Below are 17,024 nucleotides of genomic sequence, written 5' to 3'. Positions count from 1 at the left end.
TTCCGAGCGTTATCCCCCACTACCAGGCAGATTCCTAGGCATTACTCACCCGTCCGCCGCTCTCAAGAGAAGCAAGCTTCTCTCTACCGCTCGACTTGCATGTGTTAGGCCTGCCGCCAGCGTTCAATCTGAGCCATGATCAAACTCTTCAGTTCAAACATCTAACTGGGTTTTGAGAAAACCCTAAACTTGGCTCAGCAATCGTTGGTTACATCTTTGATTTCTCGCGGAGTAACTTGGGTTGCTGATAATCTGTTGACTTCAGTCTGACACCACAAGCACCCACACGAATTGCTTGATTCAGTTGTTAAAGAGCGGTGGGTTGAGCCTTTCGTCTCAACCGAGGCGCGCATTCTACAGCGTCCTCTGTAACTGTCAAGCGATTATTTTCTGAAGTTTTCCAAGTTTCCTGATCAACTTCAATCACTTGCGCTTCGATCAACTCTGCGTTGCTCGTCAGCGGGAGGCGAATTCTACAGCGTTACAACCGCGTGTCAAACTCTTTTTTCTCACCGCTGTCGATTCAAACAAACTCGACCGACTTCCTCGCTGACCTCATCCGACAAACCCTTGTAACTCATTGAATCGCAAGGCTTTTTCGTTTCCGTCTGCGCCGGAAGTGGGGCGAATTATAGACACCTCAACGAGCGCGTCAACCGTTATTTTCAAAACGCTGAGAAATAGGTATTCGATACCTGTTGCTATATAGAAGAGGGTTTGCAGGTGCGCAATATATTGCCCAATGACCTAATATTCAGCATCATGTCCACGCATCACATCACCTCCCTGACAGGACGCTTTACCGATATGTCTGCCAAACCCCGCAACATCGCCCCCCTCCTGTTCCCTCTGGGATTGCTGATCATCGCAATGATATCGATCCAGAGCGGTGCATCTCTGGCCAAGAGTCTCTTCCCGGTGGTCGGTGCGCAAGGGACGACCGCGCTGCGTCTTATCTTCGCCAGCCTGATTCTTCTATTAGTGTTGCGGCCATGGCGCGCACGCCTCACGGCCAGATCATTGCGCACGGTGATGCTCTACGGCATTTCGCTGGGCAGCATGAACATGCTCTTCTATATGTCATTACAGACCGTACCGCTGGGTATCGCCGTCGCGCTCGAATTCACCGGGCCGTTGGCCGTAGCCCTGTGGGCATCACGCAAGTTGATCGATTTCCTGTGGGTGGCCCTGGCTGTGCTAGGCCTTCTGCTGCTCATCCCTTTAGGGGAGTCGAGTACACGTATCGATCTGGTGGGGGCTGGTTATGCGCTGGGAGCAGGCGTTTGCTGGGCGGCCTACATACTGTTCGGGCAGAAAGCGGGCGCCGATAACGGCATTCAGACCGCAGCGCTGGGTGTCACGATCGCGGCCGTTTTCATCGCGCCCATTGGCTTGGTGCATGCAGGCGCCGCCTTGCTGGATCTTTCGCTGATCCCGGCAGCACTGGGCGTTGCCGTTCTTTCGACCGCCCTGCCCTACAGCCTGGAGATGGTCGCACTGACCCGAATGTCAGCACGCACCTTCGGCACCCTCGCCAGCCTGGAGCCGGTGTTTGCCGCCCTGTCAGGGTTGATTTTTCTCCACGAGGATCTGTCGCTCACCCAGTGGCTGGCCATCAGCGCAATCATCGTTGCCTCTATCGGGGCGACGCTGGGCTCGACACCGACCAAACCCCAGCTCGTGCATGCGGACTGAACGTGTTGGTCTGGAACCAGTCACAAGGCACTGGTAATTGTCACGCGCTTGAGCCATGTTTAGTCCGTAGCCCATCTCGTTTTCGAGATTCGATCTGCGCGTTACCCCGGAAACACATAATAAGAAACTCAAGCACGTAAGGCGCTCACGTAATGGTTTGCTCAAGGAAAGGAATGAAATACATCTTTATCGCAGTGGCCGTTCTGGCCATGGCTGGTTGTGCGGCAACCTCGAAACCAGTCAAGCAGACCAAACGCGGAATTCATATCAATTGCTCCGGGCTGTCATCGTCCTGGGCCAAATGCTACGAGCTTGCGACCAATGCCTGCACGTCAGGGACTTTCAAGGTCATCGCCAAATCAGGCGACGCCGAGGAAGAGCCGGAAGACTACCCGTTCGGCCTCAATCCAGCCGGCTACACCAGCCGCAGCATGATCATCGTCTGCAAGAAAGGCTCATCGTTGAGCAATCAGTTGCCGAAGCCCTGAGACTGCGGCAACTGAAACCAGGATCAGATCGCAGCAGTCCGCGCCTGCAGCCATTGCAGCGCAGTGCCTTCAAGCAGCGGACTCAAACGCTGGCTGACGTGGGCATGGTAGTCATTGAGCCATTCTCGCTCCTCAAGACTCAGCATCGAAAGCTCGATGCATCGCGTATCGATCGGGCAAAGGGTCAAGGTTTCAAACTTCAGAAACTCACCGAACTCGGTCTGCCCCGCCTCTTGATTGATCACCAGATTCTCGATGCGCACGCCCCAGCGTCCCGGCCTGTAGGTTCCAGGTTCGATTGAAGTGATCATCCCCGCAAGCATGGCCGTCTGTGGAGTGGCCGGAGCCTGATAGGCGATGACTTGCGGCCCCTCATGCACGTTGAGGAAATAGCCGACACCATGACCCGTGCCGTGACCGTAATTGACGCCCTCGGTCCAGATCGGTGCGCGAGCAATGGCATCAAGCAAAGGGGACAGGATGCCTTTGGGGAAATGCGTACGCGAGAGCGCGATGACGCCTTTCAGTACTCGGGCGCAATCCTGCTTCTGTTCAAGGGACGGTGTGCCTATCGCGACCATACGGGTGATATCTGTGGTGCCACCCAGGTATTGTCCGCCAGAGTCGATCAGTAACAGGCCGTTACCCTCGATCTGCGCGTGTTCGGCTTCGGTCGCCCGGTAGTGCGGCATGGCGCCATTGGCGTTGAAGCCGGCGATGGTTGCGAAACTGGCGGAGATATAACCCGGACGGCGTTCACGCGCAGCGGTCAGTTTTTCATCGATGGTCAGCTCGCTGACTGGCTGCTGCCCCAGCGCATTGTCCAGCCAGGCAAAAAATTCACAGAGCGCAGCGCCATCCTGCTCCATCGCCTGACGAATATGTGCGGTGTCGGCTTCGGTTTTCTGCGACTTGAGCAAGGTGCTCGGATTCAACCCTTCGACCAGAGTGACTTCGCTGTCCAGGTAATCAAGCAGACCACAGGTCACTCGAGCCGGGTCAATCAGCAGACGTGCAGACTTTGGCAATTCACGCAGCGCGGCACCGATTTGCGTGTACTCCATCAGGTTGACGCCATCCAGTTCCAGATTCCGACGGACCTCGGCACTCACTTTCTTCGAGTCGACAAACAGCGTGACACTTTGCGGACCGATCAGGGCAAACGAGATAAACACCGGGTTGTACGAAACGTCGGAGCCGCGCAGATTGAACAGCCAGGCAATGTCATCCAGCGTCGGAACGAAATGCCAATCCGCGCCCTTTTCATCCATCGCCTGGCGAACCAGGTTCAGCTTGTCGCGGCGCGAGACCGACGCCTGGGGCGGCAGGTGTTCGTAGACCGGGCTGACCGGCAGGGCTGGGCGATCCTGCCAGAGCTCGATGAGCAGGTCGGTATCGGTCCGCAACCGCGCACCGCGCGCATACAGTTTGCTTGCCAGGGTGCGTGAAGACGCCACCGCCAGCACAGCACCGTCAACCGCAACCACAGTTTCGGCAGTCGCCTGATCAGCGAGCCACTCCAGCGGTCCCTGTTGACCGGGGATCAATTTGACCAGTTCGATGCCACTGCCGGCCAGTTCCTTGGTCGCCTGCTCCCAATAGCGACTGTCCGCCCACACGCCAGCGAAGTTCTGGGTGATGACCAGCGTGCCCACGGAGCCATGGAAACCCGATAACCACTGGCGCCCTTGCCAATAACCGGGCAAATACTCGGAAAGATGAGGGTCTGCCGACGGCACCAGATAGGCATCGATGCGCTCCCTGCTCATCAAGGCGCGCGTTTGCGCCAATCGTTCTGCCACTGCGTTACTGGCGCTCGCTTGCGTACTCATTGATTCTCCTGCTGACCGAAAATGGCTGCTATCACCGGTCAGATAATGGAGCACTCATCAAGCGTGAGCAACTGCCCAGAACACAGGCTGGGTCACGCTCGCACGAATGGCTTCGGCGGCACGGCCGATGTCCTGCTCGCAAGTAAAGCGCCCGATGCTCAGGCGGATTGTCTGACTGGCAGCCTGCGGACTATGGCCCAGCGCAAGCAAGACGTGCGAGGGCGTATTTTTCGCTGAATTGCACGCTGACGTCGAAGAAAACGCGAGGTGCTGTCCCAGTGCTGCGACATTCAAGTCATGGTTACCGAAGGTGAGGCTCAGCGTATGGGCAATCCTTCTCGAAGGGCTGCCATTTATACAAATGCCGGGTATGCCGCGCAGTTGCTCGCGAAGCAGAGTGTTCAGGCGTTCGATTTCCGAAAGCTCCTGATCAAACGTTTCGCCTGCCAACGCGAACGCGGCGCCCATACCCGCAATCTGGTGGGTGGCCAGGGTACCGGAACGCAATCCGGATTCATGTCCCCCGCCATGAATCTGCGCCAGGACGCGCTGCTGCGCGCGGGGGCCGACGTACAAGGCACCAATGCCTTTGGGGCCGTAGATCTTGTGAGCGGAAAATGACATCAGATCGACGGCAAGACTGTTCAGGTCAATCCTGACCTTGCCCGCGCCCTGCGCCGCATCGACATGCAGCAGCGCGCCATGGCTGCGGACACGCCGACCGATCTCGGCGACATCATTGACCGTACCCAATTCGTTATTGACCAGCATGAGTGACACCAGAAAAGTGTCCTCACGCAAGGCGGCACTGACGGCATCGGCGCTGATCAGACCGTCGGCATCAGGTGCCAGGTAGGTGACGGTGAAACCACTCGCCTGCAACTGCTGTGCGGTATCGAGCACCGCCTTGTGTTCGATCTGGCTGGTGATGATATGCCCGCCTGGCTTGTCAACGCGCCCTGCCCGCTCCTGGGCGACCCCCTTCAAGGCCAGATTGTTCGACTCTGTCGCCCCGGAGGTCCAAATGATCTGTGAGGCCCGAGCCCCCACCAGACCCGCAACCTGCTGACGGGCGTTCTCGACCGTCAGGCGGGCGCTCCTTCCGAAGCCGTGGGAACTGGAAGCAGGATTTCCAAAATTGCCCGACAGGCCTAGGCACTCGACCATCACCTGGATGACGCGCTCGTCGACAGGCGTGGTGGCGGCGTAATCGAAATACAGGGCTGACTCTTTCATGGCGATTCCTCTGACTGGCGTGGCCTGCGCGATGCAATATCCAACTGATCACCGAGCCATCGCGATCAGGCCTGTGAGGTCATCATGCACGACCCACCATAGAACCAAAAATTATCAATTGATATTTGTATATTCTTTTTAAATATAAAGACCAAGCACGCAATACATCAGTTGCGTGATGGACGTGCTTCAGCACTTGAATTCACTCTACCGCCTGTCCGATGGGTCCGGGTTTTACAGAAAGTTCGCCAGCGCGCCGTGCCCAAACGCATTTTCCACGTCAGCAAAACGTCCCACTTGACCGCCCCCGCCATCACTTCAGGCACTCACAGGTAATAAAATCCGCTTTACCACGTATTGAAACAATCACACACCGTGACTGATTTGAATCAGTCTGCGATCACTGGATTGACAGGAATCACACACTGTAAAGACGCCTGAAAACTGTCAATTCACAGGCTCTGCATAATGGTTGTTTTTTGACGCCCAGTAAAATCAATGAATTAGTCATTGAATGAAACCATTTATCAAAAATTTAACAGAAAGCTGACGAAATAATTTGACAGAATCGCTGACGCTACCAATATATAGCACTGTCAGACACCTCCTGGTTTGTACGCTAATGCCACAGTGCACGGCGCTGGATGTTGTCAAGCTATCGCTATTTGCAGTTCTGCCCGCGAAGTTAGTTGTTTCCACAGTGCCTTATCGGCGCCGGTGGATGTCTGTTGACTCATAAAAGCCTTGAATTTACTGAACGCGTTCGGTGTGGCGGTAGCATTGCCTGAAGCAATCTGCCACTCGATGCAGTGGTAACCAAGTGTCGCGTGGGCATTCGTCGGATAGATGTAGAGCATGGATCGCATGATTCGGGCGGTAGCGTGCCCGATAGACCGTTTTCCCACTCAGCAGCCAGTTATATGTATTTGGTTGTCCGCCTCCCCTGAACCGAGGTGCCACCGAATGCCCTGCCTACCCGATTTTAATACGCAACATGTTCAACACTTGGCCCAGGACATGGATACCCGGGGTTTTGCAATATTAAAGAACGTACTCAATGAAACCGATCTCGAACAGTTAAGGGCCTTTACCGACCGACAGGCCTCGCAACACCCCGGTGAATACTTCGCCTATCACGGCGAAACGGCATTGAGCGAGAGCCTGTTGGCCAGCCTGTGGTCGACACCTGAATTCAAACACCTGCTGGGCCAACTCTATGAGCACGGTGCACAGCAGCGAAGCATCAGCGATCAGATCTTTCCTGTGTTGCGCTGCGTGCAAGGCGAACAGGGTTTGCGCGAGTCCAACTGCTTTCACTATGACGCCAGCCTGGTGACCGCACTGATCCCGATCTACATCCCGACAGAGGGAGAAGAATGTGGCGACCTGATGCTGTTCCCCAATCTGCGCAACGTCCGTCAGCACATCGCACTCAACATCATCGAGAAGTTGCTGCTGCAAAACCGCCTCACGCGCTGGGCCATGCGCATTGCGATCAGGCGAGGATGGCTCAAGCCCAAGGTACTGAAACTGCAACCCGGCGATATTTACCTGTTCTGGGGTTATCGCACCCTGCATGCCAATCAGGCCTGCAGCCCTGGCCTCAAACGTGCGACGGCGATCTTCCATTTCGGTGACCCGCACAGTGGCAGCCGGGTGACTCGCCTGATTCTCGACCACACCCAACAACGGGCTGCACGTGTCAGCGCGCAGACCGGCAGTTCGCCTCCGAAGACCGATACACGGCAGTCGCCGACGCTCTGAATCAACCCTCGCTACACACTGATCCACAGGAACATGGAGGCTTCGATGATTAACGTGACCAAGACCTACCTTGGTGATATCGACAAGTTCAAGCGGTATGTCGAGGGGATCTACGCACGTGGCTGGCTGACCAATCACGGTCCGCTGGCTGGCGAGCTTGAAAACAGGCTCAAGGAGTATCTGGGGGTCCGGCATATCATCCTGACCAATAACGGCACCCTGGCCCTGCAAGTGGCGTATCGCGCGCTGGGTCTGAGTGGCAGCGCCGTCACAACACCGTTCAGCTTTGTGGCGACCAGCAGTTCGTTGCAGTGGGAGGGCATACGGCCGATCTTCGCCGATATCGACCCTGGCACCTGGAACATTTCGCCCCGGCACATCGAAAGCCGTATCGAAGAAGACACCACCGCTATCGTCGGCACCCACGTGTTCGGTAACCCATGCGCGGTAGATGCCATCGAGCAGATCGCAAGCAAGCACAAACTCAAGGTCGTGTATGACGGAGCCCATGCGTTTGCCGTACGTCACGCCGGTCAGTCAGTGCTCAATCGGGGCGATATCAGCACGCTCAGCTTCCATGCGACCAAGCTGTTCCACACTATTGAAGGCGGCGCGATCATCACCAATGATGACGAACTGGCCCGGCGCGCCTATCTGCTGTGCAACTTCGGCATTGCAGACGTCGACAAGATTGACGGCATTGGCATCAACGCCAAGCTCAATGAGTTCTCGGCGGCCATGGGGCTGTGCATTCTGGACAACATCGAGAACATCCTCGAAGAACGTGCCGAGATTGCCCATCGCTACACCTCACGGCTTGAAAACTATCTGGATCTGCAGGAGCCGCAGGCCGACAGCGAGCTGAACCACAGCTATTACCCGATAGGCCTGCGTGACGAACAGGCGCTGCTGGAGGTGCGGGCGGCGCTCAACCTGCGCGAAATCAATCCCCGCCGCTACTTCTACCCGTCGCTGGACACCCTCGAGTACCTGCAACCGCAACCAGGACAGCCCGTCTCCCGTGCGTTGAGCGAGCGCGTGCTATGCCTGCCGATCTACCCCGGTCTGCTCAAGGATGACCAGGACCGGATCATCCAGACTCTGCTTGAATCATGCAGCCTGGACCGCCTGAGTTACCAAAGCCCTGCCATCGCTCAGGTCATTTGATCAACATGTCCAACAAACGGTCCGTTATTCGCAACACCGCCCTGAACTATTTGGGCCAGGCCTACGTCCTGCTGGTCGGCATTCTGATCCTGCCCTTCTACCTCGGCCATCTTGGCGCCGAGGTATATGGACTGATCGGGTTCTTCACGGTGCTGCAGGCGTGGCTGCAATTGCTCGATGCAGGATTGTCACCCAGCCTGGTGCGTGCCGTGGCTCACGGGCAAGGGACGCCTGCCGGCGAACATACAGCGGGCCGTCTGCTGCGGTCTTTCGAACTGATGTTTCTGCCGATGGCGATCATCAGTTGCACGACGATTTACCTGACCAGCCCGTGGATTGCCACGCACTGGCTCAACGCCAACACGCTGCAACCGCAGACACTGATCAACTGCATCGGTCTGATGGGCGTGGTGATTGCGCTGCGGTTGTATTCGACCCTGTACAAAAGCGGCATTCAGGGCCTTGAGCAACACGGCTGGCTGAATGCGGTCAACGTGCTGATCGCCACCCTGCGCTATTTCGGCGGCCTGGTGCTGGTCAGCCAGTTCTCGCAGGATCCACAGGACTTCTTTGAGTTTCAGGTGATCGTGGGGCTGATCGAAGCCTTGATCTTCGCGACCCGCGCCTGGCAGCAAATGCCGGTTGCCCGTTGGTCCACCGGTCTGGACTGGTATCTGGTCAGGCCGATCCTGCCCTTCGCAGCCAGCATGTCGTTCAGCGCGGTGCTATGGATCGTGCTGACACAAATGGACAAGGCGTTGCTGTCCAGCCTGCTGCCGCTGGACCAGTACGGTTATTTCTCACTGGTGGCGTTGATGACCACCGGCATCATGATGCTGACCAATCCGCTGGTTCAGACCCTGCTGCCACGCCTGACCGTGCTGATGGCCGAGGGCAGACGCGATGACATGCACGCCCTGTTTCTGGCAGCCCATCGTTTCGTCTGCACCTTTCTGTTCCCACTGGCGGCAGTCATTGCTCTCCATGCCGAACCGTTGGTGCTCGCCTGGACAGGCGATGCGGACGCCGCCCGCTGGAGTCGGCCGATCCTGAGCTGGTATGCGCTGGGCAGCGCGATCATGGCAGCCAGCGCCTTTCAGTTCTACCTGCAGTACGCCTACGGCCAGATGCATCTGCACCTCTGGTACAGCGTCATTTCAGCCGTCATCACCGTACCGACGCTGTTTCTGGCCATTCACTTTCAAGGCGTTTACGGCGCGGCGCTGGCCTGGTTCTTTCTGCGTGCAGCGTCGTTCGCCATCTGGCCAATGATCGTCCATCAACGTCTCGCACCGGGCATTCATGGCCAGTGGCTGCGCGACGTCCTGCGCATCAGCGTGATGACCGCCGCGGGCCTTTTCATCAGTCAGCCGGCGTTCGACCTGATTGCCGGTCAGAGCCGCGTCAGCCTGTTTCTGGCTCTGGCGGCGAGCGGCTTCATCACCCTTGCGCTGGTCGCCGCGAGCTACAAGCCACTGGCATTGAAGATCTACATCTTGTTCAGCAAACCGAGTACATGAGCCATGGATGTCACTGCAAAAACCGCCGGCACAACGCGTCCGGAGCCCCAGACGCCACTGCTGAGCATCGTTTGCCCGGCCTACAATCAGGAGGCGTTCATCGCCCAGACGCTGGACGGCTTTCTGTCGCAGCAAACCTCGTTCAGCTACGAGATTCTGGTCCACGACGATGCCTCTACCGACGCAACGGCGCGCATCATTGCGCAGTACACCGAGCGCCACCCGACGATCATCCGGCCTTTCTATCAGCAGACCAACCAGTACAGTCAGGGCATTCCCTGCGTACCGAACCTGTTCGCCAAGGCGCGCGGGCGTTACATCGCCTACTGCGAGGCCGACGACTACTGGACCGACCCGCGCAAGCTGCAACTGCAAGTGGATTTTCTTGAAAGCCATCCTGACTACGTCATCACCTACCACGATGCGTTCGCGTTCGACGAGAACGGCCAGTACGGCATTCAGTTGCAAGGCAACCTGCGCAGCGACGCCACGAGCCTGGAGCTGCAGAAGGCGCGCCGTATTTCGACCCTGACCACCTGTTTTCGCAATGTGTTCAGCGCCATGCCGCCCGAACTGCACATTCGCATCGCGCCGTTGAATGACCTGTGCTGGTGGTCACTGCTGGGTGCCCACGGCAAGGGCAAGTTCATGGCCGAGATCAAACCGGCTGCTTACCGGTTGCATCCGGGTGGCGTGTTCTCGATGCGCAGCGACAAACGCAAGTTGCACATGAGTCTGCAGACCTGCTCAAGCCTGGCCAACTACTACAACCGCCTCGGCAACCAGGCGTTGTACGAGTACTTCCTGATGCAAAACGTCTGCCTGTCGCTGTCGGCACTGGAACCGCGCCACAAGCTTCAGACGCTGTTGATGGTGGCGCGCAATTTCGCCGTCAACCTGAGCAAACGACTCTGGTCCGCCACCGGCAAAGCCCATGTTCAGTAACGTGCTGGTGGTGTGCGTTGGCAACATCTGCCGCAGCCCGATGGCGGTGGCGCTGTTGCGTCATCGTCTGACAGACCCGGATGTACGCGTTCAGTCGGCAGGCATTGCCGCGCTGTCCGGCTCGGCGATGGACCCGCTGGCCAAGGCGGTCCTGCAGTCGCATCAGGTACCGACCCGCCGCCATGAAGCTCGACAGGTAAACCGGCATCTGCTCCTTCAGGCGGACCTGATCCTGCTCATGGAGCAGGCCCACGTTCCCCGAATTCTCAAGCTGGCGCCGGAAGTGCGCGGCAGAACTTTCCTGCTCGGCAAGTGGCAGCACACGCTGGAAATAGCAGACCCGTATCGACGACCCAAGTCAGCCTTTGAACAGACCTATCAGCATCTCTCGCGATGCATCGATGACTGGCTTCCCCATCTTCAGTCAGGAGAAACAAGATAAATGACCGTCATGAACCGTCCCACCCTGGACTATTACCAGGACACCCGGATCGATTTGGCAACTATCTTGCGCATGTTGTTCGATCACAAGGCCTTGATAATCTGGACCGTCAGCCTGTTTTTCCTGACCGGGCTTGCGTACGCCATTCTCGCCACGCCGGTGTTTCAGGCCAGTGCAATGATCCAGATCGAGCCGAAGAAGGTCGGTATCGAGGGCACACCCGAGGTCAACAACAAGCCGTCGTCGGTCTCCCAGGCCACCACCGAAATCGAACTGATCAAATCACGCGCCCTGCTTGGCAAGGTAGTGGATGACCTGAAGCTGAATCTTGTCCAGACACCTGACTTCTTTCCGGTCATCGGGCCTTATCTCTATCGCACGTTCAAGCCTGAATATGAGGGTGCGCTGGCCGAGCCACTGTTCGGCATGACCCAGTACGCCTGGGGCGGCGAGAAAATCGATGTCTTCCAGCTGGAAGTACCCGAAGCCCTGCTGGGCGAGAAGCTGACGCTGGTGGCAGGCAACCCCGGCCAGTTTTCGCTGTATGACAGCGACCACAACCTGTTGCTCAGCGGTGCCATCAACCGGATCGTGGAGGGCAACGGCGTGAAGATCCAGGTCGCCGCCCTGCATGCGCATCCTGGTACTGAGTTCACCGTTTCGCGCCAGCGAACACTGACCTCGGCACTGATCTATCAGAATCGTTTGAAGATCACCGAAGCGGGCAAGGACTCCGGGATCATTTACCTGTCCATCGAGGATCAGGACGCCGACAAGGCCAACAAGATTCTGGACGAGGTCAGCCACCTCTATGTGCGCCAGAACGTTGAGCGCAGCTCGGCCGAAGCCGCACAGCGCCTGCAGTTCCTGCGTTCGCAACTGCCCATGGTGCGCAAGCAGTTGGAAGAGTCCGAAGTGGCCCTTAACAACTTTCAGACCAGCGCCAAATCGGTGGACCTGAGCATCGAGACCAAGGGCGTGCTGGATCAGGTCGTCAAACTGGACTCGATGCTGTCGGAGCTCAAGCTCAAGCGCGTCGAGATCGAACGGCTGTACACCCAGGAGCATCCGACCTATCGCAGTCTGATGAGTCAGATGAGCCAGCTTGAACAACAGAAACAGGGCCTGTTGAAGAAGATCGAGGCCCTGCCTATGACGCAGCAGGAATTGCTGCGCCTGACCCGCGACATGCAGGTCACCAGCCAGACCTACACCCTGATGCTCAACAAGAGTCAGGAACAGGACATTCTGCGGGCGGGAAGCATCGGTAACGTCCGGGTGATCGACAACGCAGACACCAACGTCGAACGTCCGGTGAAGCCGATGAAGACGCTGGTCGTGCTGCTGGCCACGCTGGTCGGAGCACTGGTGGCCGTGACCATTATTTTTGTTCGCCAGGCGTTCTACCGCGGCGTGGAAAGTGCCGAAGTCATCGAAAACAGCGGCATGCCGGTCTACGCATCGCTGCCGTACTCCCGCCAGCAGGATCGTCTGGAGAAAACCACCAAGGGCGGCGGTGCTCCCAAGGAATCCCGGCTGCTGAGCATTGCGGCGCCCAACGAACTGGCTATCGAGTCCTTGCGCAGCCTGCGCACCAGCCTGCATTTCGCGATGCTCGAAGCGCGCAACAACGTGCTGATGATTTCCAGCCCGTCGCCCGGTGCGGGCAAGTCATTCGTGTCCAGCAACCTGGCCGCCATCATCGCCCAGACGGGCAAACGCGTACTGCTCATCGACGCCGACATGCGCAAGGGCTACCTGCACCGCATCTTCGGCCTGCAACCCAAACATGGCCTGTCCGACACGCTGGCCGCTCGCCTGAAATGCACCGAGGTCATCAATCACACCCAGATTCGCCATCTGGATTTCATCTCCTGCGGCTTTGCGGCCCCCAACCCTTCCGAGCTGCTGATGCATGACAACTTCAACAAGATGCTCACCGAGTTGTCGCCCCTGTACGACCTGATCCTGGTGGACACCCCGCCCATTCTCGCGGTCACCGATGCCACGCTGGTCGGCCGTCAGGCGGGCACCTGCCTGCTGGTCGCGCGTTTCGGCATCACCACGCTCAAGGAAATCGAGGCCTGCAAACGCCGCCTCGGTCAGAACGGCATTCTGATCAAGGGCGCCATCTTCAACGCCGTGGTCCGCAAGGCAACCACCTCGGACTACGACTGCGCGGCGTATGGCTACAACTACCACCCCGTCAACAAATGAACGCGCCGGACGACGCGCTCTTCAAGCCCTAAAAGGAATTAATCATGGCCAGAACCGTAGCAATGATGCAGCCATACCTGTTTCCCTATCTGGGCTATTTCCAGCTGATCGCAGCCGCTGACGTGTTCGTCCTGGGCGACGACCTGCAGTACATCCGGGCGGGCTGGGTAAACCGGAACCGGATCCTGAGCAACGGTCAGGCCCGGCTGATTACCTTCCCGCTGAAAAAAGACCACTTCGAACTGCCCATCATGCAGCGCAGCCTGATCGACAACTTTGCAGACGAAGCCAGTCGCCTGATCAATATCATCGCTCAGAGCTACCGCAAGGCGCCGTACTTTGCGCAGGTCATGCCGTTGCTGGAGCGACTGATCCGCCATCCGCAGCACAACCTGGCGCTGTATGCGGAGAACGCCTTGCGCGAGCTGTGCGCTTATCTGCAAATCGATACGCCAATGGTTCGGGGCTCCGACCTGAAGATCAACCAGTGCACCGACAAGCAGGACCGGGTGATCCGGGTCGCTCACGCGCTGTCCGCCAGTTCGGTGCTCAACCCGCTGGGTGGCCTTCAGCTTTACGACCGCGACCGCTTTGCCCGCAATGGTCTGCTGCTGCGCTTTTTCTCTATGCGACCCTTCACGTATCCACAGTTGGGCCAGCCCTTCGTCAGTGATCTGTCGATCATTGACGTGTTGATGTTCAACAGTCTGGAACAGGTTCAGGCGCTGCTGAGTCATTGCACGACTCACGATCTGCAGGTTGCCAACGATACCTGTGTGCGGATTGGCTCTGACGCAACACTTGCCCCTTCCCCGCAACTGGCAGTGGAGTGACCCCATGTCCATGTCCGAGCGCCCCGCCCGCTGGTATCTGATTCAGACCAAACCCCGTCAGGAAGCCCGTGCCGAGGAGCACCTGCAGCGCCAGCATTTCGAGTGCTACCGGCCACTCAAGTCAGGGGAAAGAAAGCGCAGCAACCGTACGCCGATCGAGGAAGAACTGTTCCCGGGCTACCTGTTCATCCGCATGGATCAGGTACACGACAACTGGTACCCGATCCGCTCGACACGCGGCGTGGCCCGCATCGTCACCTTCGGCGGCCACCCGGTGCCGGTGCGTGACGAGCTGATCGAGCAGATCCGCGAGCGCCTGTCTGCTCCCGTCCCAAGGATTGTGTTTACCCAAGGCGAGCCGGTGCTGATCAAAGCGGGAGGCTTTTGCGATGTCGAAGCCATCTTCCTGGCCACTGATGGCACCGAGCGCGCCGTGATCCTGCTCAACATGCTGCAACGTCAGCAGAAGGTCGTTTTGCCGATCAGCAGTCTGACGCGGATGGAAGCGCGGGCTTGAGGGCTCGCGCAGTGCATGCCAGCCAGCCACATCATGACCATCGGCGTTCCCCTTCAAGCCACCACCGGAAACAGACCATGACCCACCGGACCACCCTGGTGACGCTCACCTATGGTGATCGTTTCAACTACCTGCACACGCTGGTCAGCCGCTCGCTTGAAAGCCCATTGATCGAGCGGGTCATCATTGTCAGTAACGCTTCGGTCGCGCCGCTGCAGAATCTGAGCAGCAAGTGGCCCGGTCAGGTCGAGGTCATCCGGCTGGAGCACAACACAGGTTCGGCACATGGCTATTCGGTCGGCATTCAGGCCGCGCTGGATGCCGGGGCCGAGTACATATGGCTGATGGATGACGACAACGCCCCCACCATCAACGCCATCGAAGTGCTTCACCATCATCTCCATCAACGGGAAAGCATCGATGGGCGAGACAAGACCGCCGTGCTCGGGTTTCGTCCCACCCATCAGGCTGACATCGCAGCAGGCGTACCCCGACGATACGCGGTTCAGCTGAGATCGAGCTTCTTCGGCTTTCACATCGCGCAACTGCCTTACAAAATCTGGCGTCGTCTGCCATGGGGCAAACCGGTGGCCGATCACGCTGTGCCACAGACAGTCCAATTGCCCTTCGCCACCTACGGCGGATTACTGGCCCATCGCAGCCTTTACGTCAAGATCGGCCTGCCGCTGGAAGCACTGAAGCTGTATGCCGATGACAGTGAGTACACCTGGCGAATCACCGCGGGTGGCGGGCGGATTTATCTGGTGCCCGAGGCGCTGCTCGATGACCTGGAAGACTCCTGGAACATCAAGGCACGCACCCGAAATGTCTACGAAAACTATCTGCTGGCCGGTTCGGATCTGCGTGCCTATTACGGGGCACGCAATCAGGCCTGGTTCGACAAAAACGTCTGGGCGTCGTCCCCTCTGCTCTACCGACTCAACCGCTGGGTGTTTTTCTGCCTGCTGCGCGTGATCGCCAGGCGTTGTGATGCCGGACAGCGCCTGAGCCTGATCGAGCAGGCCATCCACGATGGCGAGGCTGGCGTGCTGGGCCTCAACAGGTCATATCCTCTATGAAAATCCTCTTCATCAGCAGCCTCTATGCACCTGACATCGGCGGCGGCGCGGAAATCATCCTGCAGCGCACGGTCGAAGGCCTGCAGAAGCGTGGCCACGCGGTTGCCGTGCTGGCCACCACGGACCAACCCGGATTGCACATGACCGCCGTCAACCAGATCAAGGTTTACCGCGCCGGCCTGCATAACCTGTACTGGCATTTCACAGCGCAGCGGCCCGGCCGTCTGATCCGCCTCGGCTGGCACCTGCGTGACCGCTACAACGTGGGCATGCGCGAGTACGTCAGTCAGGTCATGGAAATGGAGCAGCCGGACCTGGTGGTGTGCCATAACCTGACCGGCTGGTCGGTCTCGGCGTGGGATGAAATCACGGCGTCAGGCCGTCCCATCGTTCAAGTCCTTCACGACCTCTATCTGCTCTGTCCCAGCAGCACCATGTTCAAGAAAGGCCACAGCTGCCAGCGCCAATGCGTGATGTGCAAGCAGTTTCGCAAGGGACATGACGAGCGCTCGGCCCAGGTCAGCACGGTGGTGGGCGTCAGTCAGTACATGCTCGACACGTTGCAGGCCCAAGGCTATTTCAAGGGTGCCAAAAGCTACGTGGTGCACAACGCAAGTCCCATACCGATTGCCCTGCCACAGCCACGCAGTATTGATCCGCAAACGGCAGAGCCGAGCAACGCGCCGCTGCGTTTTGGCTATCTGGGCACCCTGTCGGACTCGAAGGGCGTGGGCTGGCTGATCGATCAGTTTCAACATCTGCCATTCAACGCAACGCTGCAGATTGCCGGACGCGGACAGATCAACGACGAGAAACGCTTCAAGGCCATGGTGACCTCACCGAACATCAGCTTTGTCGGTTACCAGAAGCCCGAAACGTTCTACAGCCAGATCGACGTGGCCGTGGTGCCGTCCATCTGGAACGAGCCGTTCGGCATGGTAGCCGTGGAGGCCTGTGCCTATTCCCGTCCGGTCATTGCCAGCCGCATGGGAGGGTTGACAGAAATCATCCAGGACCAGCTCAACGGCCTGTTGTGCAGCCCGGACGATCCCGACTCATTGGGGCTGGCGATGCTCAAGCTGCACCAGCAGCCCCGCCTCCTGGCACGACTCAGTGCTCAGGCGCGCAACAGCGTCGCGTCGCTGCTGAACCTGGACCTGATGCTGGATCAGTACGAGACGCTCTTTGCCCAGACCGTACTGGACAGCATCACAACACCCGACCAGCGCCAGTACAACCCGGTCTAGGATCGGGCAATTCCACGATGCAGTGATCTTCCTCGGCACGTG

General features: G+C 58.2%; 15 protein-coding genes and 1 rRNA gene. 12 read left to right on the top strand and 4 right to left on the bottom strand.

Going from position 1 to position 17,024, the window contains the following annotated elements:
* Positions 1-155, bottom strand: a 16S ribosomal RNA gene (locus tag JTJ32_RS04675); the annotation flags it as partial.
* 652 nt (positions 156-807) lie between these two features.
* Between JTJ32_RS04675 and rhtA the strand changes: the two genes are divergently transcribed.
* Positions 808-1,695 (top strand): threonine/homoserine exporter RhtA, encoded by an 888-nt coding sequence (rhtA, locus tag JTJ32_RS04670; protein WP_210041084.1) that lies wholly within the window; start codon positions 808-810, stop codon positions 1,693-1,695.
* A gap of 173 nt (positions 1,696-1,868) precedes the next feature.
* The gene (locus JTJ32_RS04665) at positions 1,869-2,183 is read left to right on the top strand and encodes a hypothetical protein (RefSeq protein ID WP_099228513.1); all 315 of its coding nucleotides are present in this window, start codon (positions 1,869-1,871) and stop codon (positions 2,181-2,183) included.
* A 23-nt stretch (positions 2,184-2,206) separates the two neighbouring features.
* Here JTJ32_RS04665 and JTJ32_RS04660 read toward each other — a convergent pair whose 3' ends face one another.
* The 3 genes from JTJ32_RS04660 to JTJ32_RS04650 form a co-directional block, all read right to left on the bottom strand.
* Entirely contained in the window at positions 2,207-4,015 is a 1,809-nt protein-coding gene (locus JTJ32_RS04660) for an aminopeptidase P family protein (protein ID WP_099228512.1), read from the bottom strand.
* A gap of 57 nt (positions 4,016-4,072) precedes the next feature.
* Entirely contained in the window at positions 4,073-5,251 is a 1,179-nt protein-coding gene (locus JTJ32_RS04655; RefSeq protein ID WP_099228511.1) for a cysteine desulfurase family protein, read from the bottom strand.
* A gap of 650 nt (positions 5,252-5,901) precedes the next feature.
* On the bottom strand, positions 5,902-6,108 hold the full coding sequence (locus JTJ32_RS04650; RefSeq protein ID WP_099228510.1) for a hypothetical protein: 207 nt from the start codon (positions 6,106-6,108) through the stop codon (positions 5,902-5,904).
* 106 nt (positions 6,109-6,214) lie between these two features.
* On the opposite strand from JTJ32_RS04650, the gene JTJ32_RS04645 reads away from it, so the two are divergent.
* From JTJ32_RS04645 to JTJ32_RS04600, 10 genes are all read left to right on the top strand, one after another.
* Complete coding sequence (locus JTJ32_RS04645) at positions 6,215-7,015, top strand: hypothetical protein (RefSeq protein WP_099228509.1); 801 nt, start codon at positions 6,215-6,217, stop codon at positions 7,013-7,015.
* Between the two features lie 45 nt (positions 7,016-7,060).
* Positions 7,061-8,182: a DegT/DnrJ/EryC1/StrS family aminotransferase gene (locus JTJ32_RS04640; protein ID WP_099228508.1), complete on the top strand. Its 1,122-nt coding sequence runs from the start codon at positions 7,061-7,063 to the stop codon at positions 8,180-8,182.
* A gap of 5 nt (positions 8,183-8,187) precedes the next feature.
* Entirely contained in the window at positions 8,188-9,702 is a 1,515-nt protein-coding gene (locus tag JTJ32_RS04635; RefSeq protein WP_210041082.1) for a lipopolysaccharide biosynthesis protein, read from the top strand.
* Between the two features lie 3 nt (positions 9,703-9,705).
* Positions 9,706-10,647 (top strand): glycosyltransferase family 2 protein, encoded by a 942-nt coding sequence (locus tag JTJ32_RS04630; protein WP_099228507.1) that lies wholly within the window; start codon positions 9,706-9,708, stop codon positions 10,645-10,647.
* The gene (locus tag JTJ32_RS04625) at positions 10,637-11,089 is read left to right on the top strand and encodes a low molecular weight protein-tyrosine-phosphatase (protein ID WP_099228506.1); all 453 of its coding nucleotides are present in this window, start codon (positions 10,637-10,639) and stop codon (positions 11,087-11,089) included. The genes JTJ32_RS04630 and JTJ32_RS04625 overlap by 11 nt, the downstream gene beginning before the upstream one ends.
* Positions 11,090-13,306 (top strand): polysaccharide biosynthesis tyrosine autokinase, encoded by a 2,217-nt coding sequence (locus JTJ32_RS04620; protein ID WP_210041080.1) that lies wholly within the window; start codon positions 11,090-11,092, stop codon positions 13,304-13,306.
* 44 nt (positions 13,307-13,350) lie between these two features.
* On the top strand, positions 13,351-14,139 hold the full coding sequence (locus JTJ32_RS04615) for a WbqC family protein (protein ID WP_210041078.1): 789 nt from the start codon (positions 13,351-13,353) through the stop codon (positions 14,137-14,139).
* Positions 14,140-14,143: 4 nt separating this feature from the next.
* Complete coding sequence (gene rfaH, locus JTJ32_RS04610; RefSeq protein WP_099228503.1) at positions 14,144-14,656, top strand: transcription/translation regulatory transformer protein RfaH; 513 nt, start codon at positions 14,144-14,146, stop codon at positions 14,654-14,656.
* 77 nt (positions 14,657-14,733) lie between these two features.
* Complete coding sequence (locus tag JTJ32_RS04605; protein WP_184320062.1) at positions 14,734-15,735, top strand: glycosyltransferase; 1,002 nt, start codon at positions 14,734-14,736, stop codon at positions 15,733-15,735.
* Positions 15,732-16,982 (top strand): glycosyltransferase family 4 protein, encoded by a 1,251-nt coding sequence (locus JTJ32_RS04600; protein WP_099228501.1) that lies wholly within the window; start codon positions 15,732-15,734, stop codon positions 16,980-16,982. Before JTJ32_RS04605 ends, JTJ32_RS04600 begins: the two co-directional genes overlap by 4 nt.
* The last annotated feature ends 42 nt before the right edge of the window (positions 16,983-17,024 follow it).

This window comes from Pseudomonas alliivorans (assembly GCF_017826695.1).
Taxonomy (GTDB): domain Bacteria; phylum Pseudomonadota; class Gammaproteobacteria; order Pseudomonadales; family Pseudomonadaceae; genus Aquipseudomonas; species Aquipseudomonas alliivorans.
The sequence above is the reverse complement of the archived record's forward strand: the minus strand, read 5'-3'. Positions and strand labels throughout refer to the sequence as shown.

What these genes read in the sequence shown, in the direction of transcription:
- rhtA (WP_210041084.1), top strand. Translation starts at nt 808, where the DNA reads ATGTCTGCCAAACCCCGCAACATCGCCCCCCTCCTGTTCCCTCTGGGA.
- JTJ32_RS04665 (WP_099228513.1), top strand. Translation starts at nt 1,869, where the DNA reads ATGAAATACATCTTTATCGCAGTGGCCGTTCTGGCCATGGCTGGTTGT.
- JTJ32_RS04660 (WP_099228512.1), bottom strand. Translation starts at nt 4,015, where the DNA reads ATGAGTACGCAAGCGAGCGCCAGTAACGCAGTGGCAGAACGATTGGCG.
- JTJ32_RS04655 (WP_099228511.1), bottom strand. Translation starts at nt 5,251, where the DNA reads ATGAAAGAGTCAGCCCTGTATTTCGATTACGCCGCCACCACGCCTGTC.
- JTJ32_RS04650 (WP_099228510.1), bottom strand. Translation starts at nt 6,108, where the DNA reads ATGCTCTACATCTATCCGACGAATGCCCACGCGACACTTGGTTACCAC.
- JTJ32_RS04645 (WP_099228509.1), top strand. Translation starts at nt 6,215, where the DNA reads ATGCCCTGCCTACCCGATTTTAATACGCAACATGTTCAACACTTGGCC.
- JTJ32_RS04640 (WP_099228508.1), top strand. Translation starts at nt 7,061, where the DNA reads ATGATTAACGTGACCAAGACCTACCTTGGTGATATCGACAAGTTCAAG.
- JTJ32_RS04635 (WP_210041082.1), top strand. Translation starts at nt 8,188, where the DNA reads ATGTCCAACAAACGGTCCGTTATTCGCAACACCGCCCTGAACTATTTG.
- JTJ32_RS04630 (WP_099228507.1), top strand. Translation starts at nt 9,706, where the DNA reads ATGGATGTCACTGCAAAAACCGCCGGCACAACGCGTCCGGAGCCCCAG.
- JTJ32_RS04625 (WP_099228506.1), top strand. Translation starts at nt 10,637, where the DNA reads ATGTTCAGTAACGTGCTGGTGGTGTGCGTTGGCAACATCTGCCGCAGC.
- JTJ32_RS04620 (WP_210041080.1), top strand. Translation starts at nt 11,090, where the DNA reads ATGACCGTCATGAACCGTCCCACCCTGGACTATTACCAGGACACCCGG.
- JTJ32_RS04615 (WP_210041078.1), top strand. Translation starts at nt 13,351, where the DNA reads ATGGCCAGAACCGTAGCAATGATGCAGCCATACCTGTTTCCCTATCTG.
- rfaH (WP_099228503.1), top strand. Translation starts at nt 14,144, where the DNA reads ATGTCCATGTCCGAGCGCCCCGCCCGCTGGTATCTGATTCAGACCAAA.
- JTJ32_RS04605 (WP_184320062.1), top strand. Translation starts at nt 14,734, where the DNA reads ATGACCCACCGGACCACCCTGGTGACGCTCACCTATGGTGATCGTTTC.
- JTJ32_RS04600 (WP_099228501.1), top strand. Translation starts at nt 15,732, where the DNA reads ATGAAAATCCTCTTCATCAGCAGCCTCTATGCACCTGACATCGGCGGC.